Source organism: Anabaena subtropica FACHB-260 (assembly GCF_014697105.1).
Classification (GTDB): domain Bacteria; phylum Cyanobacteriota; class Cyanobacteriia; order Cyanobacteriales; family Nostocaceae; genus Trichormus; species Trichormus subtropicus.
This window is the reverse complement of the sequence record NZ_JACJRF010000007.1, coordinates 162,887-188,221: the sequence shown is the minus strand read 5'-3', so window position 1 is coordinate 188,221 and position 25,335 is coordinate 162,887. Positions and strand designations below refer to the sequence as shown.

The 25,335-nt window shown below is 39.4% G+C and carries 20 protein-coding genes; 11 read left to right on the top strand and 9 right to left on the bottom strand.

Going from position 1 to position 25,335, the window contains the following annotated elements; translation table 11 throughout:
- Positions 1–215 precede the first annotated feature (215 nt).
- Together H6G18_RS06525 and H6G18_RS06520 are read left to right on the top strand one after the other, a co-directional pair.
- Entirely contained in the window at positions 216–1,202 is a 987-nt protein-coding gene (locus tag H6G18_RS06525; RefSeq protein WP_190406277.1) for an McrB family protein, read from the top strand.
- On the top strand, positions 1,180–2,784 hold the full coding sequence (locus H6G18_RS06520) for a DUF2357 domain-containing protein (protein ID WP_190406276.1): 1,605 nt from the start codon (positions 1,180–1,182) through the stop codon (positions 2,782–2,784). The genes H6G18_RS06525 and H6G18_RS06520 overlap by 23 nt, the downstream gene beginning before the upstream one ends.
- 90 nt (positions 2,785–2,874) lie before the next feature.
- Here the strand turns inward: H6G18_RS06520 and bchH are convergent, their stop codons facing one another.
- Positions 2,875–6,588 carry a magnesium chelatase subunit H gene (bchH, locus tag H6G18_RS06515; RefSeq protein ID WP_190406275.1) on the bottom strand — a complete coding sequence of 1,238 codons (3,714 nt, stop codon included), beginning with the start codon at positions 6,586–6,588 and terminating at the stop codon, positions 2,875–2,877.
- A 326-nt stretch (positions 6,589–6,914) separates the two neighbouring features.
- Here bchH and H6G18_RS06510 point away from each other — a divergent pair, with 326 nt between their 5' ends.
- From H6G18_RS06510 to H6G18_RS06500, 3 genes are all read left to right on the top strand, one after another.
- Positions 6,915–8,651, top strand: coding sequence for an ABC transporter ATP-binding protein (locus H6G18_RS06510; RefSeq protein ID WP_190406284.1), 1,737 nt, complete (start codon positions 6,915–6,917; stop codon positions 8,649–8,651).
- Between the two features lie 221 nt (positions 8,652–8,872).
- On the top strand, positions 8,873–10,657 hold the full coding sequence (locus tag H6G18_RS06505; protein ID WP_190406274.1) for an ABC transporter ATP-binding protein: 1,785 nt from the start codon (positions 8,873–8,875) through the stop codon (positions 10,655–10,657).
- 1,126 nt (positions 10,658–11,783) lie between these two features.
- Entirely contained in the window at positions 11,784–12,494 is a 711-nt protein-coding gene (locus H6G18_RS06500; RefSeq protein ID WP_190406273.1) for a LabA-like NYN domain-containing protein, read from the top strand.
- A 331-nt stretch (positions 12,495–12,825) separates the two neighbouring features.
- Here the strand turns inward: H6G18_RS06500 and H6G18_RS06495 are convergent, their stop codons facing one another.
- From H6G18_RS06495 to H6G18_RS06465, 8 genes are all read right to left on the bottom strand, one after another.
- Positions 12,826–14,427: an FHA domain-containing protein gene (locus tag H6G18_RS06495; protein ID WP_190406272.1), complete on the bottom strand. Its 1,602-nt coding sequence runs from the start codon at positions 14,425–14,427 to the stop codon at positions 12,826–12,828.
- Complete coding sequence (locus tag H6G18_RS25180; RefSeq protein ID WP_313954422.1) at positions 14,424–14,552, bottom strand: DUF6760 family protein; 129 nt, start codon at positions 14,550–14,552, stop codon at positions 14,424–14,426. Before H6G18_RS25180 ends, H6G18_RS06495 begins: the two co-directional genes overlap by 4 nt.
- A gap of 5 nt (positions 14,553–14,557) precedes the next feature.
- Entirely contained in the window at positions 14,558–14,950 is a 393-nt protein-coding gene (locus tag H6G18_RS06490) for a phage tail assembly protein (protein WP_190406271.1), read from the bottom strand.
- Positions 14,951–14,972: 22 nt separating this feature from the next.
- Positions 14,973–15,320 carry a hypothetical protein gene (locus H6G18_RS06485; RefSeq protein ID WP_190406270.1) on the bottom strand — a complete coding sequence of 116 codons (348 nt, stop codon included), beginning with the start codon at positions 15,318–15,320 and terminating at the stop codon, positions 14,973–14,975.
- A gap of 13 nt (positions 15,321–15,333) precedes the next feature.
- Positions 15,334–15,828 (bottom strand): phage tail protein, encoded by a 495-nt coding sequence (locus H6G18_RS06480; RefSeq protein WP_190406269.1) that lies wholly within the window; start codon positions 15,826–15,828, stop codon positions 15,334–15,336.
- A gap of 20 nt (positions 15,829–15,848) precedes the next feature.
- Positions 15,849–16,313 carry a phage tail protein gene (locus tag H6G18_RS06475; protein ID WP_190406268.1) on the bottom strand — a complete coding sequence of 155 codons (465 nt, stop codon included), beginning with the start codon at positions 16,311–16,313 and terminating at the stop codon, positions 15,849–15,851.
- A 133-nt stretch (positions 16,314–16,446) separates the two neighbouring features.
- Positions 16,447–18,114 carry a phage tail sheath family protein gene (locus H6G18_RS06470; RefSeq protein WP_190406267.1) on the bottom strand — a complete coding sequence of 556 codons (1,668 nt, stop codon included), beginning with the start codon at positions 18,112–18,114 and terminating at the stop codon, positions 16,447–16,449.
- 30 nt (positions 18,115–18,144) lie between these two features.
- On the bottom strand, positions 18,145–18,987 hold the full coding sequence (locus H6G18_RS06465; RefSeq protein WP_190406266.1) for a Pvc16 family protein: 843 nt from the start codon (positions 18,985–18,987) through the stop codon (positions 18,145–18,147).
- 777 nt (positions 18,988–19,764) lie between these two features.
- Here H6G18_RS06465 and H6G18_RS06460 point away from each other — a divergent pair.
- The 6 genes from H6G18_RS06460 to H6G18_RS06435 all read left to right on the top strand — a co-directional run bounded on the left by H6G18_RS06460 (position 19,765) and on the right by H6G18_RS06435 (position 25,322).
- A complete protein-coding gene (locus tag H6G18_RS06460; protein ID WP_190406265.1) occupies positions 19,765–20,877 on the top strand; it encodes a sensor histidine kinase in 1,113 nt (370 codons plus the stop codon).
- Between the two features lie 19 nt (positions 20,878–20,896).
- Complete coding sequence (locus H6G18_RS06455; protein ID WP_190406264.1) at positions 20,897–21,574, top strand: LuxR C-terminal-related transcriptional regulator; 678 nt, start codon at positions 20,897–20,899, stop codon at positions 21,572–21,574.
- Between the two features lie 43 nt (positions 21,575–21,617).
- The gene (locus H6G18_RS06450; RefSeq protein WP_190406263.1) at positions 21,618–23,774 is read left to right on the top strand and encodes a substrate-binding domain-containing protein; all 2,157 of its coding nucleotides are present in this window, start codon (positions 21,618–21,620) and stop codon (positions 23,772–23,774) included.
- Positions 23,752–24,339, top strand: a complete 588-nt coding sequence (locus tag H6G18_RS06445) for an FHA domain-containing protein (protein WP_190406262.1) — start codon at positions 23,752–23,754, stop codon at positions 24,337–24,339. Before H6G18_RS06450 ends, H6G18_RS06445 begins: the two co-directional genes overlap by 23 nt.
- A gap of 219 nt (positions 24,340–24,558) precedes the next feature.
- The gene (locus H6G18_RS06440; protein WP_190406261.1) at positions 24,559–24,798 is read left to right on the top strand and encodes a hypothetical protein; all 240 of its coding nucleotides are present in this window, start codon (positions 24,559–24,561) and stop codon (positions 24,796–24,798) included.
- Positions 24,798–25,322 carry a phage tail protein gene (locus H6G18_RS06435; protein WP_190406260.1) on the top strand — a complete coding sequence of 175 codons (525 nt, stop codon included), beginning with the start codon at positions 24,798–24,800 and terminating at the stop codon, positions 25,320–25,322. Before H6G18_RS06440 ends, H6G18_RS06435 begins: the two co-directional genes overlap by 1 nt.
- Positions 25,323–25,335: the final 13 nt, after the last annotated feature.

The following is a 25,335-nucleotide window of genomic DNA, read 5'->3' as shown; positions in this document are numbered from 1 at the left end:
AATGAATTTATAATCACTGTTAAACTAAAATATTTTAATCCTTCGCCCAAAATCTAACATATTTTGGGCTATTTTTATTGGCTTTTTCTTAACATTCAACACTTCTGGGAATTAAGATATTACCTCTAATTGTTGTATTTCAAAAATGTGATGCTACACAAACAGTAATTGAAGATTTACGAATTGCAATAAATTTATTTGAGAAGGAAAATGATGTGGAAAATTATGAAGAAGCGCAGGGTCGTCTCAATACTGTTCATCCAGGCTATTCAGAACCGGAATTTACGGTAATTTACCAAGATATTTTGTCTAAAAAACTACAGATATCTGAAAATATCCTCCGCCGTTATCATTTGGCTCTCAAAACAAGAAAATTTGTCATTCTGTCTGGAATCAGTGGAACAGGAAAAACTTGGTTAACTAAAGCCTATGCTGATGCTATTAATGCTAAACATAGTTTAGTCGCTGTAGCTCCCAATTGGAATACTAACGAAGACTTATTAGGATATTTCAGTACTATAGATAAAACATATCACTATACAGAATTTACTGAATTTTTAGAGGAGGCAAATAAAGAATATGAAAAAGCCAAAGCTAATAAACACACACCCAGACCTTACCATCTCGTTTTAGATGAAATGAACCTAGCGCGAGTAGAGTATTACTTTGCAAAGTTTCTCTCAGCTATGGAAGTACGTATGCGAGAGGGAGTAGCTGAGATTGAACTTGCAGTTAATAAAAAATTATTATTACCTCCTAACTTTTATTTGATTGGCACAGTTAATGTAGATGAAACTACTCATAGCTTTGCTGATAAAATCTATGACCGAGCGCAAATGATTGAACTTGAGATTTATCGAGATGATTTAGAAAAGTATTTGAGTGACGTGGATTATCGAGATATTTTGATGCAAATTTGGGATAATATACACGAAGTTGCGCCTTTTGCTTATCGGACTATTGACGAAATTAAGACCTATGTAAAAGAGGCAGCAGTATTAGGCGTATCTAAGGAAGAAGCTTTAGACGAACAGTTGTTACAGAAGATACTACCAAAAATAAAAGGTGCAGATGACAGAGTAGAAAAAGCACTTAAAGCATTTGTGAAAACTGCTGAAGAAAATAAGTTTAATCTCAGCCTTGCTAAAGCTAATAAAATGCTTGCCACATTTGAACAATATGGATTTACATCATACTTCTAAACTTGTTTTTCTCAACCATGACGGTAAAAAGATAAAAGCTCCTTTAGAATGGCAACCAGCTTATTTAGAAGTTCTCATACCTTTAGAAAATCGGCGAGAGGTGCAGGTTTACTTACAAGGACAAAAACTCCCATTGTATCTAATGGAATTAGCTGGACAAGACCGAGTATTAGCTGATTGGAAACGTTCAAACCCTGGCTATTATAAAATCCAGCTTGAGTATCAGAATGATATTAAAGAAAAAATTATCACAGTTCTGCCTCAGAAAATTAGCAGTGAAGCTTTTGCTCAAATGTTAGAAGACCTTGATACTCGTCTTCCAACTTCAGTTGCAATAGGCTTACAAAAAGCAGGTGCTTTAGCTGGGTTAAAACTACCACAACTGCATGAACATACTTTAGCTCAAGAAATGGTGATTTTACGCCGAGCTATTAAAGGTACAATAAATAGACCAGGGTTAACTAAAATTTTATCTAGCCTTGCGAAAGATCATCATAAAGTTCTAAAAACTAATCAAGTCTGGGTAAGAAAAGAGCAAGTTCGTAAACCATCAAGCAGTAATCTTATTCACGCTTTTTCTAAAGGTCATAACTTAGATAAAAATGGGCAACCTATTCGTCTACTTGATACAAGAGTTGAACACAGTGTAGATGTTTACGAAAACCAATTAGTGAAGTTATTTTTTGAATTAGTAAGTTTAAGACTAAGAAGAGTAAAAAATGCTTGCGAAGCCAATGATAATCATTTGCTTTTAGATGAAGCAACCACTTTAACGTCTGAACTTAAAAAAGCTAGACATAAAGCTTTGTTTCTCAATGAAGTTAGCCAACTTAAATATTTACCTACTCAAATAACAATGGTTCTACTAAAAGTTCCTGCTTATCATGCTGCTTTGGAAGGATACCTGGAATTTATTAGAAGCCCAGCAGTATATTTAGATAATCCCGACTTAAATACACCTTTGGAAAACCTGGACAAACTTTATCAGATTTGGGGAACTTTATGGGTAATTGTCATACTGTTGGAAGTTGCCGAACAAACAGGATACAACATAGAAGAACAACGTTTAGTAGGTAAAGATAAAACGGGAATTTTTGTTAGAGTTTTTCCCAATGGTCAACCAGTCCTTGTGTTAACTCATCCACAACATAAAACTATAGTTAAACTAATTCCTGAACGAACATATAGTACAAGTGGCGAACTCTACAGTTCTAGCTACACAAAACGTCCTGATATAGCTTTAGAAATACAGCTTTCAGATGGTTCACATTTTGTTTATATATTTGATCCCAAATATAAATTTGAAAGCGAAAATCCAGACAATATAAGTAGAGAAAGCAAGCCAACAAGACAGGATATCGACAAAATGCACGCTTACAGCCATGCAATTCGAGATAGAGACGGTCGGCAAGTTGTAAATTATGCTGCTATTCTTTACCCTGGTTTTTATATGCCTTACCCTGAAGCAAAAATTGAGGCTTTACCAGCTTATCCAGGTAATGAAGATGAACTTAGAACACATTTGCATCGGATTTTAACTCAAGCTTTGATTGGCGTTGCTGAATCAAGTTATGAATTTTGATGTATTCAAATCTTAAACTCCTTAATGTCTCTGCGCCTCTGTGTGAGATAAATCATGCCATTAATCAGCAACGCCTTTTCTCAAACTGAACTAAACTGTCACGCCTTCTAATTGTTCATCAGTCAATTCATACAACTGACGCAACTTATCTAACTTATCTTTGTCGGCTTCCCAAAAACCACGCCCGGATGCTTCCAACATTCGGCTGAGAATATTACGAAAAGCTTCTGGGTTGGCTTGGCGTAATTTTTCTGCCATTTCTGGGTCTAAAGCATAAGTATCAGCAGCTTGGTCATAAACCCAATCATCTTGAAAATCAGCAGTACCACCCCAACCAATTAAGGCTGTCATGCGTTGGGAAATTTCATAAGCACCACCAGAACCCTGACTCGCCATTGCTTGCGCCCATTTGGGATTTAGTAACTTAGTCCGGTATTCCATCCGCAATAAATCCTCTAAGTTACGGGGTGTGGTGTCTTTAGAGAAACTTTCCACAAAGCTAGTAGTAACTTTCTTACCGCGTTGTTTTTCGGCTGCTTTTTTCAAACCGCCCGTATTGGCGTAATATTCCTGTATATCGGTTAAACCATATTCTACCGAATCTATTTCTTGAACGATGCGATCGCTCGTCTTCAACAACTGCTGTAATACTTCTGGTCTAGCTTGTCCTTTATCTTGTCTGCCATAGCTAAACACATTGCGACTTTGCCAAGTATTACCTAACTCTTCCCCAGAGTCCCAGTTACCATCCACAACTCTATCATTTACCAAAGAACCAAAATCACCCGCAGGGTTAGAAAATAATCTCGCGGAAACATTTTCTACACCTTGGGCTTTTAAAGCTAAGGCGTGTTTTTTAATAAAATTCTGGTCTTCTGGTTCATCTGCATCAGTAGCCCTTTGAAATAAATCATCTAATAATTCGATGATGTTGACGAAACTATCCCTAAAAATTCCCGACAGATTTCCTAAAACATCAATGCGCGGATGTCCGACCTCTGCTAAAGGCTTCAATTCATAACGCACAATCCGACCTGTTCCTTCTTTCACAGGTTCAGCACCGACTAATTCTAAGAGAATCCCTAAAGATTCGCCTTTAGTTTTAATCGCATCCAATCCCCACAATAAAACTGCTACTGTTTCCGGATATGTATGATGTTCTTGTAAATGCTGGGCGATGATTTTTTGAGCAATTTCTCGACCCCGTTCATAAGCTGCGGGGGATGGCATTCTATAGGGGTCTAACGCGTGAATATTTCTCCCTGTAGGTAACACACCAGCACCATCTCGTAATAAATCACCTCCCGGTGCTGGGGGAATATATTCACCATTTAATCCGCGTAATAAATTAGTTAATTCATCTGTTGTTTGCATTAACAAATCGGTGATTAACTTTTCCATTTCTGGGTTTTTGGCTTGTTCTTCACCAAAATAAGCTTCGAGATAAGATGCTAATTCTTCTTGATTTGGTGCTTCACCTAATGTATGCAAACCAGAGGAAAATAACCGAGTTTCTAAAACTTGCAAATACTCATATAATTTCACCAGATAATCATCAAAAGCATGAGCGCTAAACATCCTGATATTTTCAGGAGTGAAGGGAATACCCAAACGTTTGGCATCTTCAAATGGGCAATCTGCATCTAAACCAGTATCAACAATCTTTTTACAAATCGCTTCTTTGAGAACATAATTCTTTTTGGGGTCTTCTCGATATTCCGCAATTAAATCGCGCAGTGTAATTAATTCTTTATATAAACCAGCGCGACCATAGGGCGGTACATTGTGAGAGATTAATACCCCATAACCGCGACGCTTGGCCAAAATTGACTCAGAAGGATTATTCGCCGCATATATATATAGATTGGGCAAATCTCCCAACAAAATATCCGACCACGAATAACCAGTATTACCCAAAGGAGAGCCGGGTAACCATTCTACAGTACCGTGCATTCCAAAATGGACTACAGCATCAGCTTGTAGGTCATTTTGCAACCATTTGTAAAAAGCTGCATATTGGGGATGGGGTGTTAAATCACGTTCAAACATTAACCGCATAGGGTCGCCTTGTATTCCCAAAGGTGGCTGGACACCTATCCACACATTTCCTAACTGCACACCGCCAACATGGAGTTCATCACCGTAGGTTTTAATTCCGCTACCTGTCAAAGACTTCCATTGTTTTTCGATACGGGAAGTGCGGAGATATCCCAACCATTTTTCTAATTTACGGGAATTAACAGTGTTAGCTGAGGAGGGAAAAGGCTTATTTTTTTCCCATCGTTCCATCTCCTCATCCGTTTCCTTCACCAGACGAATTAAGTCTTCCCCATCTTCTGGAATATCACCGACGTTATAACCTTGGTCTTTGAGGGCGTGGAGTAATTTAATCAGACTGCGGGGAACATTTAATAATGCAGCCGTACCCGTAGCACCATAACCAGGGGGAAAGCCATATAAGATGATGGCAATTTTACGTTCTGCTGGGGGTGTTTGACGTAAAGAAATCCAGGTTTTGACTCTACCAATGAGACGCTGTACCCGTTCAGGAACTAAATAAATATCTTCACCCACCAACCCACCAAGGGGAATGGTATCAATTGCACCGTCTAATTCTGGTAAGGCGTATAACACGACGCTTTGCAAACCACCCACACCTTGACGTGTCCAGGAGTGGATATCTTGAATTAATAAAGGTGCAGCGACGATGTAAGGGACGTTTTTAGCAGTCAGGATGCGCTTGGCTACTTCTACCTGGCGACCAGCTTCCATTGAACCAGCCGGGCCACCGACAAGGGGAAAGCCAATGGTGGAAACAATTGCATCAACTTTGACGGCTTCTGGAGATAGTGAGGGTGTGGCGATATTACCTATTTGTCGTTGCTGAAATTCGTAGTCGGTCGTCATCCAATCCCGTACTGCAACGTGTCCTTCAACACCGTTGATGAATATGGGTAAGGGGATTAAACCTGCATCTTCAAAACGGCGAATCAGTTGGGGAATATATGGTTGTTTGGTGATGACGTGTTTACGGTAAAGAAGAATACCAACAACTGTATTTTTTTCCCCTCTGCCCCCTGCCCCCTGCACCCCTGCCTCTTCCCCTGCCCCCTGCACCCTGCCCCCTTGCCTCTTTTGATACCATGCCAAATATTCACGGGGGGATTCAAAAAACCCTGGATAATCGGGATGTAATAAACCTATGTTGGGGGTTTCGATTGGTGGGGGAATGTCGCCAATTTTTAAATCTAAATATTTTTCCGCCAGTGTCCAAAATAGGGATGCAACATTTTCAGTCCCGCCAGCGTTCCAGTAACCATAGATAATTAACCAGTTGCGTAAGTCTTGGACTTTCTGCACTGGGACAAACTTGAGGAGTTTGGGGCCGATTTTTAAAAAACTAATATAACCAGCAAGTTTGTCTTCTTCCCGCCCATTGCTGAATTTGTCAAGAATAAATTTAACAGGTTTGGGCATACCTTTGGGTTTATCACCAATGGCGAAAGCACCCAGTTTAGTTAAACTCATCAATTCTAAAGCTGACTCAAATACTAGACGGATAGGAATTTGGGAAATGCGATCGCGCAACCACACAACTTGGTCATAATCAAATAACAGGCTACCAAAAAACACATCCGCGCCTTGTAATGCTGCTTCCACTTCCTGACGCTTGCTGGTAATATCGCGATCGCTAAATACGCGAATATCCAAATCAGCACAGCGAGAATTAGCCAAGGAAGCTGCTTTTCTGTACAAGTCAGCGTTAAATGATTCAAATCCAGCAATCAAGACGATGCGTTTCATTCCCGTAAGCCAAGAAATATTTCTTTACTTAAAATTTTACATAAAGCTATTGACAATTGGACACGTCGCTTATCCACGAATTCAAAATTCTAAAATAATGACTTAAGACTCAGCACTCTCCAAGTTTTGGCATTTTGGCACACTTGGTAATTATCAGATTGGTATTGTGAGATTCACAAATGTCTTTGTGCGACCATACAGACTTGCAGAATCCCTCGGTTAATCACCGGGGTCTTTTTTTTTAACCTTTGTAGGAGATAATTTTTAAAATATATCAGGGATAAATTCCAGTGGTTCCACAATCAGAACTTCAGGAAAATTCATCAATGCAAGCCATCCAGCGTGTATTGGGGAGTTTGCGGAATTATAGATTGATTTCTCTGGGGGCTTTGTTGAGTCTTTTGCTGTTGACAGTAGCAAATGCGCTTACCCCCCAATTATTTCGCTGGGGAATCGATCAGGGCATTGTCCAAAAAGACTTACAGATAGTATTTTACAGCGCCGCCTGGATGGTAGTTGCAGCGATCGCTCGCGGTGTGTTTAATTTTGGTCAAAGCTATTTGGCGGAGGCTGCTTCCCAAGGTGTAGCTTATGACCTGCGAAACAAGATTTTCAGCAAGATTCAAAATCTCAGTTTTAGCTATCATGACCAGTCACAGACTTCTCAACTCCTAACCCGTGTCACCAATGACATTGAACAAATTCGCACCTTTATCGGTACTAGCTTGATTCAGGTCATTGGCGGAGTGGTGACATTGGTGACTATTGCGGTAGTTTTGCTGGTGATGAATTGGGAGTTAGCACTAATTACCTTAACAGTAGTACCAATTTCTGCATGGTTGATGGCGCGATTCCTCTCCATCAATAACCGAATATTCCGGCAAGTACAAGAACAGCTAAGTGACCTGAATACTGTATTACAAGAAAACCTGATTGGAATCAGAGTAGTAAAAGCCTTCGTGCGGGAGTCGTCGGAAAGGGCGCGTTACACCAGCCTCAATGATGACTTGGTTACAGCTAACATGAAGACTATCCGTGCCATCCGTAATACCTTCCCGTTTATATTTTTACTAAGTAATTTAGTGACGCTGGCGGTGTTTGGCTATGGTGGGGCGCAGGTAATTGGCAACAGGTTTTCCATTGGCGAACTAGTGGCGTTTAACTCCTATCTAGTATTGATTCTGCAACCGATTTTACTGATTGGCTTCGCTGCACCTGCGATCGCCCAAGCGGCTGCTTCTGCTGAACGAATCTACGAAGTGGTAGATGCAGCAGTTGATATCCGCGATCGCGCTGATGCCGTCCCATTTGAAACTTGTGGTGGTAGAATCACCTTTGAAAATGTCTCTTTTCGCTACCCTGGTGCCACAACTGAAGCACTTAAGGGTGTCTCTTTTGAAACCAAGCCTAAAGAGTTAATCGCCATTTTGGGCATGACAGGTTCTGGCAAAAGTACAGTTATGAACCTAATTCCCCGCTTTTATGATGTCACTAGGGGCGCAATTCGCATTGATGGGCGAGATGTGCGAGATTTTACCCTGAAAAGCCTCAGAACCCACATTGGCATTGTATTTCAAGAAACTACCCTATTTTCAGGAACCATCCGCGAGAATATCGCCTACGCCAAACCCAAAGCGCCATTAGAACAGGTGATTGAGGTCGCAAAAACTGCCCAAATTCATGATTTTATTACTAGTCTGCCCGATGGCTACGAAACCATTGTAGGTGAACGGGGTGTTGGTTTATCTGGTGGACAAAAACAACGAATAGCGATCGCCCGCACCTTACTAACCGATTACAGTATCCTGATTTTGGATGATAGTACCTCTGCTGTCGATGCCAAAACTGCCGCCGAAATTCAAGCCGCCCTCGATGACATGATGCGGCAAAAAGCTTGTGTAACTTTTGTTGTCGCTCAACGCATCAGTACTGTGAAGAATGCTGATCGTATTTTTCTCATAGATAAAGGACGATTAGCAGCCCAAGGTACTCACGAAGAATTGATGCAAACAAGCCCACTCTATGGCGCGATTTTGGAATCTCAAGTCAAGAAGAGGGTGTAGGGGGGTAGGGGAGGCAGGGGAGGCAGGGGAGGCAGGGGAGGCAGGGGAGGCAGGGGGAGATATAAGAAGTAGTAATTGTTTACTCATTACTCATTACTCATTACTCATTACTCATTACTCATTACTCATTACACATTACACATTACTCATTACTCATTACTCACTACTCATTACACATTACACATTACTCATTACTCCTAACTCATTACTCATTACTCCCTATGAGAACAACTACTCCAGTTATTGCACCTGAGCAACCAGCGACTAAGCAATTATCTACCTTACGGCGCTTTTTACGATACCTGCGACCTTTCCGCAAAGAAGTTCCCATTGCTTTGAGTTTAGTATCAATTGGCGCTGCTACCCAGGCGATCGGGCCGTTTTTACTTGGCTGGTCAGTTGATAACCTAATTATCAAAGGGGATTTACAAGGGTTACTACTGCTATTAGTACTACTAGGACTGACTTACGGCTTTGGTATCTGGGCAATCCGTGGTCAAATTATTCGCGTCGGCTGGATTATGCAGCGATTGCTGGCTCAACTGCGGCAAGATATTTTTATTAAAATCCAAAGTTTGCCAATGAGCTTTTTTGACCGTAGTGAAGCCGGCGATTTGATGAGTCGTCTGCTAAATGATGTTAACACCGTTAATCAAGCGTTTGGACAAACTGTCGCCCAAATGTTAGGTAATACCTTCAGTTTGGTCGGCATTGTGATTGCTATGCTTTCGATCAACTTACAACTCGGCTTGTTGAGTAACCTAGTTGTCCCTCTGATGATTTTTACCACTAGCTTATTTGCCCGGTGGGCTAGGACTAAATTTCGCGTCACAAGGCAAACAATCGGGGAACTTTCCGCCAAGTTGGAAGAAGATATTGGCAGTGTGCGAGAAGCACAAGCGTTTAATCGTGTGCATATCAACATTGCAGAATTTGATGTTCTCAACGCCGCTAATCGTGATGCCAACGTTGAAGCTGTAGCAATTACGGCAGCATTTTTACCATCGATTGATTTTCTCAACACCTTAGCTACAGGAGGTGTCCTGGCCTATGGTGGCTATCTCGCTGTTACGGGAGCAGCAACAGTCGGTGTAGTGACATCCTTTTTACTTTACGTCCAGCAATTCTTTCGCCCCATTCAAATCCTCAGTCAGTTTTACACCCAAGCTCAGTCTGCTTTTGCCGGATTAGAGAGAATTTTTCTTTTGTTAGATGAACCTTCGCAACTTCAAGATGCACCCGATGCCATGCAAATGCCGCCTATTCAAGGTGAAGTGACATTCGAGGATGTCAAGTTTGGTTATAACCCAGAACAACTGGTTCTCAAAGGAGTAGATTTACACGCTAATCCAGGACAAATGGTGGCATTAGTAGGGGCAACTGGTTCTGGTAAAACTACAATCATTAACCTGATATTGCGTTTCTATGATGTGTCCGACGGTGCAGTCAAAATTGATGGTATTGATGTGCGTAGTGTGACGCAAGCCAGCCTACGCCGTCAGATTGGAATTGTTCTACAAGATAATATTTTGTTTAGTGGTACTGTGGCTGAAAATATTGCTTTTGGCGCTCCTTATGCGACTCAAGCCGAGATTGAAGCGGCTGCACAAATGGCGAATGTGCATGAGTTCATTACCTCGTTACCACAAGGTTATACAACTAAGTTGGGTGAACGGGGTGCGCCTCTCAGCCAAGGACAAAGACAACTGATTAGTATTGCTCGTGCAGTGTTAATTAACCCCCGCATCCTGATCCTTGACGAAGCAACCAGCAGTATAGACACCCGTACAGAAGCACTAGTACAAGATGCGATCGCCCGTTTATTACAAGGTCGTACCAGCTTTGTTATTGCCCACCGTCTCAGCACCGTCACCCAAGCTAATCAAGTATTAGTGATTCAGCAAGGTCAAATTGTCGAACGGGGTACTCACGCAGAACTTGTTAGCCAACAAGGGGTTTATGCTAATCTCTATGCTCTGCAATTGGGTGCGACAACAACACAATGACAAAAATACAAGTTTATCTGCATTATTTATCATGTGAAACATCAAAAAAATAACCTCTGGGTTATACACCGCAGAGGAGATTAGCAAAGACATCTAATTGTGGACTAGTCTGCATATATATTTAACTCTTTAATTCCATATCTCTCCTCCATCTGGGGGAGCAAACAAAGTTAAGTTGATTAGTGATGAGCAGTACAAAACTTAGAATACTGGTATTACATTAATTTAGGCGATCGCTTAATATGTAAGAGATTATTTATAAAGCCAAAATAAAATTTCTGTAGGGTGTATTAGAGGATGTTTGAAACGTCATGATTGATGTATCAAATATTTTTTACCCCACCCTAACCCTTTCCCAGGAAAGGAGAGGGAACTAGTAGTTCACCAACCTAAAATTGCTAGGCTAAGGCAAGCAGGGGGAGCAGGGGAAGTAGAGGGAGCAGGGGGAGAAAGAGATTTTTTTGCTGCTATTGACCTTGCAAAGTTAACTTGGCAGACTACTAGATTTTCCGGGGGATTAAGGGGGGTAAGAGTTCCATTAAAATCACAGCTAACCACTTTTCAAACAGCCTCTAAGCTCCCAAATTATTATTAAAAAAATCTAAATAAGCTGAAAAAGAAGTAAATACCTATTGCTTTTTCCAGGAATCTCACAGGAAAACTATCTAAGTTGCATTAAAAAATATAGCAATATATTGTATATTATCAAAGCTTAAATAGTAATTTATTTTTGTCAATGAATCAACATAAAGATGTAAAGATTACTTTAATGTAAGCCTTTTTTAAGAGAGAGGTACAATAAGAAGAGATGCCAATGGCTTATGCCTTGGTTGACCATGATAGCTAACTATTCACCCCCAATTGCTTGCACTTTGTGGCAAGTTGATGTGCTGTAGTGGTAGGAGATGGGCAGCATATCTATGGTCAAAGGGGATATCTCGTAAAACTTGTCCTGAAAAGAGTTTAATACTCTGGGTCATTAAACTTTGGAATCTACACATTTAGCCCGATTTGAGTGTAGTTCAAGTGACTGAATATCATTTATTCTTTTGCTGATTAATCAGCACAGATGGTCTATTGCCAATTGCCTCAAAAGCTTCGCCAGATTTAAAATCCAGAGGACTCAATGACTAACTCTAGTTTTACGAAAGGAAAAAATTCATATAACCACCAAGCGGAAGAACCGCATTTACCGACAAAAATACACATAAAAAATGGTAGCAAAAATGAAGTTTCTAGGCAGCGAGAACCTAGAAATGATGTGTCTATCACCAATGACTTGAATCGTGGTCGAGTCGCTATTTTTATTGATGGTACCAACTTATTTCATGCCGCTTTACAACTCGGTATTGAAATTGATTACCTCAAATTACTTTGTCGTCTAACTGCGGGTTCCAGATTATTAAGGGCATTTTTCTACACTGGAGTTGATATATCTCGACCAACTCCTACACGTCAACGCACCAATGATAAACAACAGGGTTTTCTCTTTTGGATGCGTCGCAATGGCTATCGTGTTGTCACCAAAGAACTCCAAGCCACAGACAACACCAAAAAACCTAATTTGAATGTAGAAATTGCTGTAGATATGATCACCTTAGCTCCTCACTACGATACAGCTGTCTTAGTTAGTGGTGATGGAGATTTAACCTATGCAGTCAATGCGGTCAGCAGTACAGGGGTTCGGGTAGAAGTTGTAAGTCTGCGAACCATGACTAACGACTGTTTAATTGATGTTGCTGACTATTTTATTGACCTCGATAGCATTAAACAATATATCCAGAAGGATTCTCATCTAGGATATGGCTATCGGACGTTATCTAATTCGAATCTTTAGGCTTTAAAACAGAATTTAGGAGTCAGAATTATTGCGTATAGGTGCAAATGCTATGCGTATCCATGAGGAAAATCAGTAGTGGATTGGTATTGTTTCCCGTGGTCAATCACTACTGACTAATTTTGACTTCTAAATTTTTCTTCAATTATTTATGCCAAAGCTTCAGGTAAATGGAATTGATTTGTTTTATGGCAACAATAATCTCTGATTTGCTGAGAACGTACACAAACTGCTTTTATTTTTCCACATTCCACCTAACTTTTTACGGAATGTGGATTATTAGGCATTAAATCCACCACAATAAACGAATGGGTGGATTTTTTCTTTTATCTTAATCCTTCATATTTTTAATATAATGTAAAATTGCCTCTGCTGTTGGAACGTTAGTTGCTAGTAAAATCTGGTTAATATTACATATTCTCAAGAGAGCTTCTTCATTGCTCTGACCAGGTTGAGGAACGATAAAATCTCTGATGAAAATAACGGCTAAGATATCCCCTGAGTTAACTAATGAATTAATGGTTTGATATCCTCCAGAAGTCGCTGGAGGGATTTCTTGAGTAATTTTTACACCCGCTTCTTGCTCTAAGACTTTACTGACAGATGGCCACGTAATTGTCAGACAATGGGATAAAAATTCTTGATGTTGAGCTACTAAATCAGCAAGTTCTGATTTCTTTGTTTCGTGAGCTACTAAGACTATTTGCTTTTCATTGATAATTTGGGGTAGGTTAAAAATTTCTTCTTTTGAAGCCTCTTCTGGCTGAAATTCTGGCTCTGGGAATTCTTCTAGAGACTCATTAACAGATTCCACCGCTTCACTTATTAGCTCAGATGTCAAAATAGAATCCTCTTCAGACACAACACTTTCTTCTAATTCTTCTGCTAAAGATGACTCCAATTGTACATTTTCGTCGCTGATAATCGCTTCATTTTCAGTAACAGCTTCTGGAGTTTCTATTTCACTAATATCTTCAGCAACAGCTTCTGGAGTTTCTATTTCACTAATATCTTCAGCAACAGCTTCTGGAGTTTCTATTTCACTAATATCTTCAGTAACAGCTTCTGGAGTTTCTATTTCACTAATATCTTCAGCAACGGCTTCTGGAGCTTCTATTTCACTAATATCTTCAGTAACAGCTTCTGGAGTTTCTATTTCACTCCCCGACTCCTGATTAAAAATATCTCGTGGCTGAACTATAGTATATTCTGGAGTTTCTTCGCTAGTTTCTGAAACTTCTATTTCACTTGTATCTGTAGCCACTTCTTCCGCAACTGGTGTATCTATATCTAGAGCTTCATCATTATCCTCATCCTCTCTGACTATTTCTGGAGATCGAATTGCACTTTCTGGTGTACTTATATCCTCAGCCTGAATGAAAGTAGGTTCTTGAGCTAATTCTAATTCGTCTTCAATTTGACTAATTTCTTCAGCTATAGCAATTGGAGAATCAACAGATATATTACTAACTTCTGGAACTTCTAAAGAAACTTCACTGACTACTTCTGCTCTTTCATCTTTCACAGAAGAACTGACAGCATTTTCATTAGCTCGCCAGTTAGAAAACATTGAAGGATTGATAATTCTTACTACCGTCTCTGCGGACTGTGGTAGAGGAGCATCTTCTTTAATCACTAAAACAAAATCTCCGATGCGGATAATATCCCCATCCTTCAAAATGTATGATTGATTTTTCTCGGTCAACTTTCCATTAACTATGGAACCGTTTCTACTACCGAGGTCGCAGAAGTAGTAATTTCCTGCTTGTGAAAAGAATTTAGCGTGTAGACGACTGACATCAGAGCTATCAAGAATTAAATCAGCATCAGTAGAACGACCTATTAAGTATTCCTTACCTCGTTTAGTTACTAAAACAAGGTCAATTTCTTCAAATTCGCTTTGTGTTGGAGAACTAGAGATTTGAATTTTCATATCAATTTTTGGTTAATTTTATTAATCTCTGTGAGCCATCGCTGACGAGCGCTATGCTCTAAACTCAAAATATCATTTTGTGACCAATGAAAATGATACGCAATAAAAGCTACCTCCTCATATATGATGTCTAAGGGGTAGCTAATGACTCCCCCGCTAATTCCAAGCTCACTGAAAACTCACTATTACAATAGGGACACTGAGTCGGGATGTGTGGTTTTCCTAGCTGATTAATGCGGTTATAAAATTCTCTCAGATAAGAAATATCACGTAATAGTAGACCTTCTAGTAATTCTGGACTAACAGAGTTGAAACTACCTAAGCGGGAAATTACCTGTGAGAGCATGACTAAAAAGCCGTAAGCAGGATTCTCCCGAACTTTAGGTTCTTGTTGCACTAAAATCTCATCTTTTGCAGTGGCTAAACGCATTATTCCATGACGATGTACTCGATTTTGAGTATCTGTGAATCCACGTGGAAGAGTGAAGGTAAATTCAGTGCAGAGTGTTGTCTTACGACCCATAAGTAATTATCGTGAATTTTTGCTAGTTATGAACAAGTAATTCTGAGGAATTTGCAGTTTCTTCTGGCTGGTAAGTTACATTTTCTAAGCCATTAATTTGGCGATAAAAATCTTGTAGATAACTTAAATCCTGACTAAAAAAGTTTTCTACTATTGCAGGACTAACTTCCGATAAAGCGCCTAAGCAACTAATCACCCGCGACAAAATAATAATTGTTGCATAAGCCGGATTAGCTTTAACACGGGGATCACGCAAAGGAGAAATTTCATCTATTGCTGTTGATAAACGCATAACGCCTTGGCGATGGAGATTACCTTCAGAGTCTAGATATCCCTTAGGCAGTGTAAATTCAAACTCTGTTGCAAACATATTATTCTCCAAATTATTTCACCCGTTTAAATTCCTCGAAAGCAACCTCTAATTCTTCAATTTCTATTTCACTGCTACGGGCGTTGACATCAGCAATTTTATAACCACAAGGCCAAGCACCTTCTAACTCAAATCTGGCTAATTCTTCATTGCCTTGGCTGTAAATAGATAAAGAAAGTAGTTTTCTTTTGTTAGACCATTGACCATTTTGTACATCTTCAAACCACTTCCAAAAATCAGTAGAGTTGATCATTCCTCTACGAAGAGTGAGGTTGCCACTTTTGACATTGCCAGGAATTTTGGTTGTTACTACCATACCTTTATTTTGTCCAGTGGCTCCCCACTTTTGAGAAGTGACCTGGGTGACTTCAATGACATTCTGCGTTCTTTTAAAGCCTTGACATTCTAAAAAGAAAGCATCAGCATCTCTTTGTCCGTCTAGTTTTAGCTCTAAGTAGAAACGATGAGCTGTCAGAATTTCAGAAATATTGTCAGAGCCGTTAGCCACTTTTTTAAATTTTTGAAAATTTATTGTACGCGTTCAATACCTTCATGAACTAACTCCAGGGTTTCTGTAGCCATTTCTCCACTAGAAGCTGTTAAGGTGGGGCCTGTATATTTGACTGGATAGCAGTATTTAATTGCCCAATGGGCAGCTATCTGATTCTGCTGATCATAGGCGTATATATTACCTTCTTTACGATTGTCTCTCCACTGACGAGCATCGCCCATATCTTCATTGCACTGTTTGTACCAGGTATAAAGTTGTATGTCTTTAGTTGCAACCAACTTAATTGTAATGTTAGTGAATTTTACAACTGTTGGAGTAGCTTGACGAACTAAAGCAGACCGATTTCCAGAACCATGAATTTCTTGAGCAGGGGTATTTTCCACACCTAAACCGCTAAGTTCTTTAATGAATTTATCCTGAATTCCCTGGGCTTGAAAATAAAACTTACAAGCGGTTAATAATTCACCAGTATTAGGTGCCATATTGATTCTCCTGATTAATGGCTAATTGTTGGGTCAATTTGAATGATTCGTTGCGATACCAATTTGTAAGCAAGTTAAGTAATTAAGAAAGTCGGGTGGCTTTCTGATAACAAATTGGTATTAGAGGTTTGTCTTAGGATTGGTCGTCTTCTATGCCATTCCATTGACTGATGCGTAAGATGACAAATTCAGCAGGTCTGACTGGACAAACACCGACTTCAATATACAAACGACCAAGTATTCTGGTTTCTGGTGGGTTTAATTCTTCATCACATTTGACATAAAATGCTTGTTCTGGAGTAGATCCAAACAAAGCTCCTTCACGCCAAATCCGCTCTAAGAAGTTGCTAACGGTACGTCTGACCCTAGCCCACAAATCTTCGTCGTTGGGTTCAAAAACTACCCACTGAGTACCCAATTCTAAGGATTTTTCAATATAGCTAATCAGTCGGCGAACGCTAATGTAGCGCCATTCTGTTTTATCTGGCTCAACTAGTGTTCTGGCTCCCCAAATCCGAATACCTCGATTGGGGAATCTGCGAATGCAATTGATTCCCAGGGGGTTCAAGAGTTCTTGCTCACGGAAGTTAGTATCATAGGCTAGACCAATGACACCTCTTGGTACTTCATTTGCAGGTGCTTTGTAAACGCCTCTGGTTTCGTCAGTGCGTGACCAAACACCCATAACATGACCGCAAGGAGGGATAAAAATGGGATTACCACGATCGCGGGGATTAGGTACTTTAATCCAGGGATAATAAAGCGCTGCAAACATCGAACGACGGTTAAAGCGATTTTGCAACCACTCCACTACTTGTTGAGGTTTGACAAATTCAGAAGGTGGATCAATGATGACCATGCGGTTAGGGGGATTGGGAATATCACCATTAGCAGAACCTTCGCACATACTAATCATGAGTTCCATGATCCCGTGGACTTGATCCAAGTTCATCACCTGCGCTTCATAGGCCCGCATCAAATCAGGACAGGCCAGCATTGTGATTTCATCAATTTCAAAAATACCGCGTACCCCTGTGCGGTCGTCGCGTATCCCCTCTAAGTCACTGGAAAACCTATCTGGTGGGGTAGCAACAATTGGTGGTGCTATTTCGTATTGACCGTTCCCAGGACGACGAGCTAGGGGCTGTCCGCTTTGAGAAATGTCTTCCACAACAACATACATGGAGTTTCTCAAAGCGGCGATCGCATAGGTGGCGATCGCTCCATTAGGGTCGCGGTTCATTGTCAAGTGATCATATTCTTCGAGGGTTTCATTCCCTCGTCGAATCTGCACTTTAAAATATTCACCTGTATTTGGTGGTGGGCTACCTTCCGTACCTTCCGGTAAGGCACGAGGCACACCATCACTAATTAAAATAGTGATTGTTCCCCCGGCTATTTGCTCTGGGCGCAGGCTAAAGCGCAAGCATGGTCGATTACCTCGACCTGTGATTCGCAGGCTGGTAGGTTGGGGTTCTGGGGGTTTGCTCGCTCCTGGTAACTGCGTACCGATACTTGTAACCCAACAGCGCCCACCACCATTCATAAAATAGCCGTATACTGCAAAGGGCAAATAGGCATTGAAATCGGTGAAGCCATCAGAATTAGCACGGGCAAAGTAGTTGAGATATTGCGTCCAATTGGTAATCAGCATGGGCTTAAATAACTCAGCCCCACCACGTATGTCTTCTGTAAAGCCAACAAAACCAGCTACAGCCGTACTGACACCCTCAATTGGCCTGCTACCTCTGTCTATTTCTTCTATATAGACACCAGGAGCAAAGTAATCAAGTCTAGCCATGCGAATATCTCCAAGTGTGTGAAAAGCTAATTAAGCAGGAGTTAGTGAGATTTCTTTGAAAGTACAACTTGGACTATCCACCAATACATTGACGTTTTGGGGTAGATATCCTGGGCAATTAAGCGCCAAAACATAGTTACCAAAACGCAAATTTTCAAAATAAAACAGCCCTTCTTTATTGGTGGTTGTGGATTTTTGTGTTCCCGTCACCTTAACTTCTGTTTCTAAAAGTGGCAGATGGGTAACTGCACTTTTGACTGCTCCGGCGATCATTACCTGTCTAGCGATCGTCTCAATACTGCCGTTTTCAGTTCCAAATTCATTATGCAGTCGAATAATTCGCTCCCACACTAAAGGTACTGAAGCAGCTTGTGGCTCAACAGGTACGGATACCATCAAATACAACGCTGGACGTAGAGGTATGGTAAGAGCGCTCCATAAAGACCCAGCCTCTATTTGTGGTTCTAGGGAAACAGTCATATTCAAATTGCCGTAACCGCGCAATTCTGGAACCAAAAACTCTTCTCTGAGCGCACGATGGCGCAGCAGCAAAGTCAAAGCTTCACTCAGCAGCTGATGCTCGCCTAAAGCTGTTCTATCCCAAGCTGTTAGTAGCAATGAGATATCAAACCAACTAGGAGACCAATTCACAGATGCAGATTGTAAAGCTCTTGTCAGCTTGCGTTCCACTTGTTTTCCTGAATGTTGGAATTGCTTACTCTCACGAATGTCATAAATATACAAGTTGAGAGTCGGCCCTCCAGTCTCTTCCTTGCGATTGCTAGGATGACTAAACTCAATTTGCTCTGTGCTGACGAGCGAGGTTCCTCCGGCTAAAATTTCTGCTAAGGTTTGAAGAACAAAAATAAGCATAGAGCTGTTCTCCTGTTAGCTAACCTCAATTGTTAACTAACTTAGATGTACTTAGACTATCTAGATCAACCTACGGAAGTTAATTAGACTTTTGTCGATATTTTTTGCGGACGTTGACTAGACTTTGGTCGATATTTGCCACTTTACAAAGAAACACTTGAGGTTTTGACAACCCCCATTAGGGCGCTTCCCACTAAAAATGTGCGATCGCTGTGTAAGCTAAGAGATGAGGAGGAACAATGTTAAGACTCAGGCAAACGTCCGTGTCGCGGTTCTGGGATGGTGCTTGCCTTGTTGATGATGATGATTGACAAACAATATAGCAATTCCCAATTACATGGGTTAAATTACACCCTAAACTCAATAAGATGACCTCACTAAAATGAGAAACGCTATATTTGTTTTTTATACGGAAATAGAAAATTGTAATTTATAAAAAAATACAGATTTATGTCAAAAGACTGTATGATTTTAATTTAAATATAATTACCTAAACTAAATTTTACCTAATATCTTTATAAATCCTTAAGCAAACACGAAAATCTCAGAAAAAAATTACTATAAAATGTTGGGTATAGTGAAAATGCTATTATTACTCGCGTACTTCCAGTAATAGTAATTTTCTTGATATCGTGTTCTGCAAACGTTAAGTAATAGGAGGGCAGTAAAATTTTATAAAAAATGTTTCTAATTTTCTTGATTTTGCATAATTTTCTGTACATCATCGACAAGTAAAGGAAGACAGTAAACTTTTTATTGTAAAGAGCAAGTGGAGCTATGACTTTAAGCTTTTCTCTTCAGAAGCTAGAAGGTAATTCAGGTAATTTACATCAATTAAACATCCAAAATTTTTGTCAATTACAAGCAGAACAGCTAACCAGTCATTATCCAATTTTATGTATTCGTATTGTCTACTACAATTCATTATTAAAGACACATCAAGAAGTTATTAGCTATAACAAAGACCAGCTAATTTTCCCTCCTAAAAAATTAGCTTATTTGAGGTCAGAGTCATGGATGAAAACACTTCCACACACTTTGGAATTAGAAGAATTTGAATTACCAGATTTACCTGAGTTTATTTCTTATGTCTGCCCCATAGGATATAAAAATCAAAAACCAGAATATATTCAAATCATAGCCCATGAAAGTCTATCTTTAAATTTACAAAAATACGTTATTAATGCAGCTATTCTCTTAAATAGATATGCTGATATTTGTCAAGAAAATGAAAGACAAAAATTGGAAATCAAATTATTAGAAAATGTCTTGCAGAAAATTGGTCATCAAGTACGTAATTCTTTGTCGTTAATTGGGCTATATGCACATAATTTATACTTAGGTTTAGAAGAAATTTGTTGGCAAGAACAAGCGAAAATTATTTGCAAAAGTATAGAAGATTTAGATACTAATCTCACCGATTTAATTTCTTGCGGTCAAAGTGCAAACTTAAGTATAGCACCTCAAGATTTAAGAAGTTTAGTAGTTGAAACCATTAAATACTTGCAACCTTTGATTGCTCAAAAAAATTTAACAATTAGCATTCCAGAAACATCTACTATGCTGTTGCTAGATCGCTTACAAATGAAACAAGTATTCGACAATATTATTAGCAATGCAATTCAATATAGTCCTAGTTTGGCAACTATTAATTGTAATTGGCAGATTTTCAATGAAGAAGTCTTAATTAAAATTTCTGATCAGGGAGCAGGAATATCTCAAGAGGATATACCAAAAATATTTAATCCTTTTTATTCTCGTCGTCAAGGAGGTACAGGGTTAGGTTTAACTATTGCTAAGAAAATTGTTTTAGATCATCACGGCCACCTTTGGGCGCAAAATTTACCAGGAGGAGGAGCAGTATTTTCCATAATTCTGCCCCGAAAATAATGTTAAGGAAGTGCTGAAGATGGCTCAAGAAAAAAAACTTTCGATTTTACTTGTGGATGACGAAGAACTGTTTCGTCAAGGGTTGCGTATTCTCCTGAGTTTTTATAATACTGGTGGTGCTTTAGCTGTAGAAATTGTAGGTGAAGCAAATTCTGTAGAGCAAGCTTTAAAACTGACAATTCAGAAAAATCCAGATTTAATTTTACTAGATTTAGAACTGGGTGTAAGTGATGGAATTGCAGCCATGATAAGTCTTAAGGAAATTGCTTATAGTGGCAAGATTTTAGTATTATCTGCACATCAAGAAGATGACTGGATTTTCCAAGCTATGCAGAAAGGAGCCGCAGGTTATGTATTTAAAAATCAGGTAGCAAGTCAATTGTGTGAGGCGATTAAGACTGTAATTAGGTCTGAAATTTACTTACCTTCAGATGTAGCCAGTGGTTTTTTCCGTCGTTTTCAGGCTTATGCTGATTCTTCTTTAAAAGTCTGTCATCAGTTGCATTTAACAGAACGGGAACAAGAAGTTTTACACTGGTTAACTCAAGGTGCTTCTAATGAAGAAATAGCTAAAAACTTATATGTGACTGCTGCTACTGTTAAGTCTCATCTTACAAGTATTTTTGAAAAATTAAAAGTTACTAGTCGGACTCAAGCTATTATAGTCGCTCTCAAGTTAGGTCTAGTTCAAGCTTAATATCCAAGTCAGCAATTATCGTTGTTTACTCAACACGTTTTACATGGCTGTAATTGAATCTTTTTACCGAGAATATCCCTGTTCCTACAATGCTCCGTTAAATTGCGATCGCCCCTTACAAACGGCGCAGCAAATACAGGGTGCTAAATTTTGTTTAGAATGTGGTTTTCCGGCGACTTTACCCCAGGAAGCAGAGATTAAAGGAAGTCGCGGTAGTTATCAAATAACTCAGTTTTTAAGTGTACGGGGTCGAGGACGTTTATACTCGGCGATCCAACTTAAAGACAAACAGCCTGTAATCATTAAAGAATACTTGCTACCCAATCGTTGTTTTAATCAAGAGGAGACAACGCAGCGTCAAGAAACCTTCAAACGCATAGGGGGGGTAAATTTAGCTGATGGGAGAATTCAGAACTTTCGTTTAGTACAAACTTGGGAAGCGATCGCTGATGAAAAAGGAGAACGTTGCTATTTAATTACCAAAGATACAAAAGCCAGTCAAACCTTAAAACAATACTTAACAGAAAATGGGGCAATGACACCATCTCAGATGCGTGAATTTCTCAATCAAGCCCTACAAACTCTGGTGTTTTTACATACTCAAAAACTCCGCTTTCCTTCCAATCAAATACAACAAGGATTAACACATGGCAATATTAATTTAGATAGCATACTAATTAAAATAGAAAAAAATCAACAATTTTATATATATTTTTGTGATTTAGCTATTTGGGAAAATTTATTTATTCCATCCGCAATTACTTTCCCAGATACCAAAAAACCAGAACAAGATTTAGAAGCACTAGGATTAGTAGGTTTTTATCTATGGGTAGGAAGAACCACAAATTATTCTTCTGGTCAACTTCTCGACCCGAAAGAATCACAAATATGTCCCAACAATGATAATTACTTAAAACAATTTCTCTATCGCTTAATGGGACTAGATCAGCCTTTTGAAAATGCTGAATCTGCTCGCCAAGCTTTACTAAAACTTCCCCAAGCAAATGATATTAATAATTTACAACAATCATCTGCACATCAAGAAACAGAAAACTCTTTTCGTTCACGGATAATTTGGTTAATAATTCTGGCTTTATTGTTATTAGCAGGAGGAATTTGGTATTACTTCTGGCAACGTCAGCCATCAGATGAAAATAAGTATTTAGCATGGAATTCATTAATAGATACCTTCTCTGATGTTAGTAATGTTCCGCCAGGGAAATTTACTTACACGGGAGAAATCAATGGTACGTGGAGTTCCATTTTAAAAGAAAGACCAAGTAGCGAGAGACGCTTACAAGATTTATTAACAAAGCCAAAACCAGAAGTAGAAGCAACATTTAACTATCAAGAAGTCCAATCCAAAAATTTGCCAGATCGGAGTCAACCCATAGAAGAAGTCCGAAATGGACAAAAGTATTTTGCAATTACAAGTTTGGCAGATCAAATAACAGATGACCTAGATAGAAAGCAAGTCTCCTATGATGGTTTATTGGTATTTGTGGCTTTTAATAAGAAAAACTTTAATCTTCCTCAAGCTTTGGATGGAAACATTACTCTTGAGCAATTGCGTCAAATATACACAGGTAAGATTACTAATTGGCGACAAATAAATACTAATCTTCCCAATCTTGTAATACAACCTTACGTACCAAATGAACCAGAAGCAATACACCAATTTCAAAGAATAGTTATCGGAAAAAACGCTCAAGACATAGCTTTATTTGCAGAGATAATTAAAAAAATACCTCCTGAGAGTACAGAAACAACTCAGAACCGAATTCGCACCGCAAGAGGACAAGCTACAGGTATCATCGGTTTTGGTGTATTAAGTAAAACTTGGAACCAGTGTTCAGGCTATCCCCTAGCAATAGTAGATAGTAATAACCAAACCAGTCAGCCTCTATTTCGGTTACGCGAGAATCGTCCAATTAAACCTTCTGATGACTTGTGCGATAAAGCAAATTATTTTGATGTTGAAACCTTTCAAATAGGTAAAACTTCTACCTATCCTTTGGGCTACCCCCTTTATGTGGTGTACCCTAAAGATGACAGTCGCCGTGCTGCGGGTTCTACTTTTGCTGATCTGTTAAAAACACGTCAGGGGCAATGTTTACTAAATAAAGTAGGTATTGTGCCTTTACAACCTATGCCAGATTATATAATAAGAAACTCTTATGCCTGCAAATCGTTGCCCTAATCCAAGTTGTGAATACTTCAACCGTGCTTTACCCAATAATGCGAGGGTTTGCCCTTGGTGTTCCACTCCCTTGGGTAACGTAATTCCCTCCACGCCTAGCCAACCACCTGTTCAACCAACACCACCTGTCCCAGAACAACCACCATACCAAACTCCTCCTAGCTATTCCACTCAATATCAGCAACGGTCTTATATTCCACCAACATCCCCAGTTTATAACCCACCACCGCAGACACTACCCCTTTTAAAGCTGGTTCACCCTACAGGAAGAGAATTTCGCTTATCAGGAGAAGGGGGTTACATTGGTCGTTGCAGTCAAAGTATGCCTATTCCACCAGAAATTGACCTGACCGGAATTCCTAACGAAGAGATAGTTTCTCGTCGTCATGCAAGGGTTTTTTGGGATTGGTCACAAAATGCCTACATGATTGTTGACATGAGTACAAATGGTATTTATTTGAATGGTAATCCCCTTAATCCTGGTGTTGCATACCGCCTACTCAATGGAGATTATTTGCAACTAGGTCAAAACAATCTAGTAAATTTTACAGTGGCTTTGATGTAAAAAATTTGTTTAAATTCTTTACAGAATTGGCTTGTGGTGATATTTTCAACCTCACTTCTCGACACGTAGAGGTGAGGTTTTTCGTGACTTCATAGCTTTGTTGAAGAAGAAAGTTCGACTTTTGTCTAGTTTATTGTGCAAATCAAGTTCGACTTTTGTCTACTTTTGATTATCAAGCAGTAGCTTTAGCCTAGATTTGAGGAAAACTTATATCTAGCTATGAAATCAGAAGACAGCTTAACTTTTTTTCAGCCTATTGCAGACGTAGGTGGAACAACAGGATACGCAGGTATTTCCGCCATCTCTGATCCTAGCAAAGTGGCTAAAGTAGCAAGTAAATACCTGGCAGATTCATTGTTATTGAACAAACTCACCAAGCGTGTTCACGAACTCTTGTTAGAAGATATGCGATATCAGAGGGAGAGGGTAAATAATTATGGACAGCACAGGTGGTTGTGATGGCTGGAAACGGTACTAATAATGGCAATATTGCTCACGAGTTAAATTATGTTACTACAAATCGGTTTTATGTGGAGATAGATAGTGCGATCGCTGCATCTTTTACCGAATGCTCAGGATTTAACGTTCAAATTCAAAAAAAGATTCTTCACGAAGGAGGAGTTAACGACCAACAAAGAGTTTATTTGGGATATGCAGAATTTTCCGATGTCACATTGAAACGCGGTGTTACTGACCACCCAGGCTTTTGGAATTGGATTAACGAAGTATTTGATGAAAAAAGTGCAACATCTAGACGCAACGTTAATATTCTGGTTTTCAATCAGGCTGGTGAAACCATGATGAGTTGGACATTAATAGGTGCTGTACCCATAGCTTGGAAAACACCAACATTACAAGCCGATGGAAATGCAGCTGCGCTGGAAGAATTAACTTTAGCTTATGAAGGATTAAAAGTAGGAAAAAATAAAGGTGGAGGTAATCCGACAACACGATTAACTTCAGGATTTTTTCAATCTCAGTAATTCACTATTTTCC

What these genes read in the sequence shown, in the direction of transcription:
- H6G18_RS06495 (WP_190406272.1), bottom strand. Translation starts at nt 14,427, where the DNA reads ATGAAAATTCAAATCTCTAGTTCTCCAACACAAAGCGAATTTGAAGAA.
- H6G18_RS06455 (WP_190406264.1), top strand. Translation starts at nt 20,897, where the DNA reads ATGGCTCAAGAAAAAAAACTTTCGATTTTACTTGTGGATGACGAAGAA.
- H6G18_RS06445 (WP_190406262.1), top strand. Translation starts at nt 23,752, where the DNA reads ATGCCTGCAAATCGTTGCCCTAATCCAAGTTGTGAATACTTCAACCGT.
- H6G18_RS06460 (WP_190406265.1), top strand. Translation starts at nt 19,765, where the DNA reads ATGACTTTAAGCTTTTCTCTTCAGAAGCTAGAAGGTAATTCAGGTAAT.
- H6G18_RS06470 (WP_190406267.1), bottom strand. Translation starts at nt 18,114, where the DNA reads ATGGCTAGACTTGATTACTTTGCTCCTGGTGTCTATATAGAAGAAATA.
- H6G18_RS06490 (WP_190406271.1), bottom strand. Translation starts at nt 14,950, where the DNA reads ATGGGTCGTAAGACAACACTCTGCACTGAATTTACCTTCACTCTTCCA.
- H6G18_RS06505 (WP_190406274.1), top strand. Translation starts at nt 8,873, where the DNA reads ATGAGAACAACTACTCCAGTTATTGCACCTGAGCAACCAGCGACTAAG.
- H6G18_RS06520 (WP_190406276.1), top strand. Translation starts at nt 1,180, where the DNA reads ATGGATTTACATCATACTTCTAAACTTGTTTTTCTCAACCATGACGGT.
- H6G18_RS06440 (WP_190406261.1), top strand. Translation starts at nt 24,559, where the DNA reads ATGAAATCAGAAGACAGCTTAACTTTTTTTCAGCCTATTGCAGACGTA.
- H6G18_RS06500 (WP_190406273.1), top strand. Translation starts at nt 11,784, where the DNA reads ATGACTAACTCTAGTTTTACGAAAGGAAAAAATTCATATAACCACCAA.
- H6G18_RS06475 (WP_190406268.1), bottom strand. Translation starts at nt 16,313, where the DNA reads ATGGCACCTAATACTGGTGAATTATTAACCGCTTGTAAGTTTTATTTT.
- H6G18_RS06510 (WP_190406284.1), top strand. Translation starts at nt 6,915, where the DNA reads ATGCAAGCCATCCAGCGTGTATTGGGGAGTTTGCGGAATTATAGATTG.
- H6G18_RS06485 (WP_190406270.1), bottom strand. Translation starts at nt 15,320, where the DNA reads ATGTTTGCAACAGAGTTTGAATTTACACTGCCTAAGGGATATCTAGAC.
- bchH (WP_190406275.1), bottom strand. Translation starts at nt 6,588, where the DNA reads ATGAAACGCATCGTCTTGATTGCTGGATTTGAATCATTTAACGCTGAC.
- H6G18_RS06435 (WP_190406260.1), top strand. Translation starts at nt 24,798, where the DNA reads ATGGCTGGAAACGGTACTAATAATGGCAATATTGCTCACGAGTTAAAT.
- H6G18_RS06465 (WP_190406266.1), bottom strand. Translation starts at nt 18,987, where the DNA reads ATGCTTATTTTTGTTCTTCAAACCTTAGCAGAAATTTTAGCCGGAGGA.
- H6G18_RS06450 (WP_190406263.1), top strand. Translation starts at nt 21,618, where the DNA reads ATGGCTGTAATTGAATCTTTTTACCGAGAATATCCCTGTTCCTACAAT.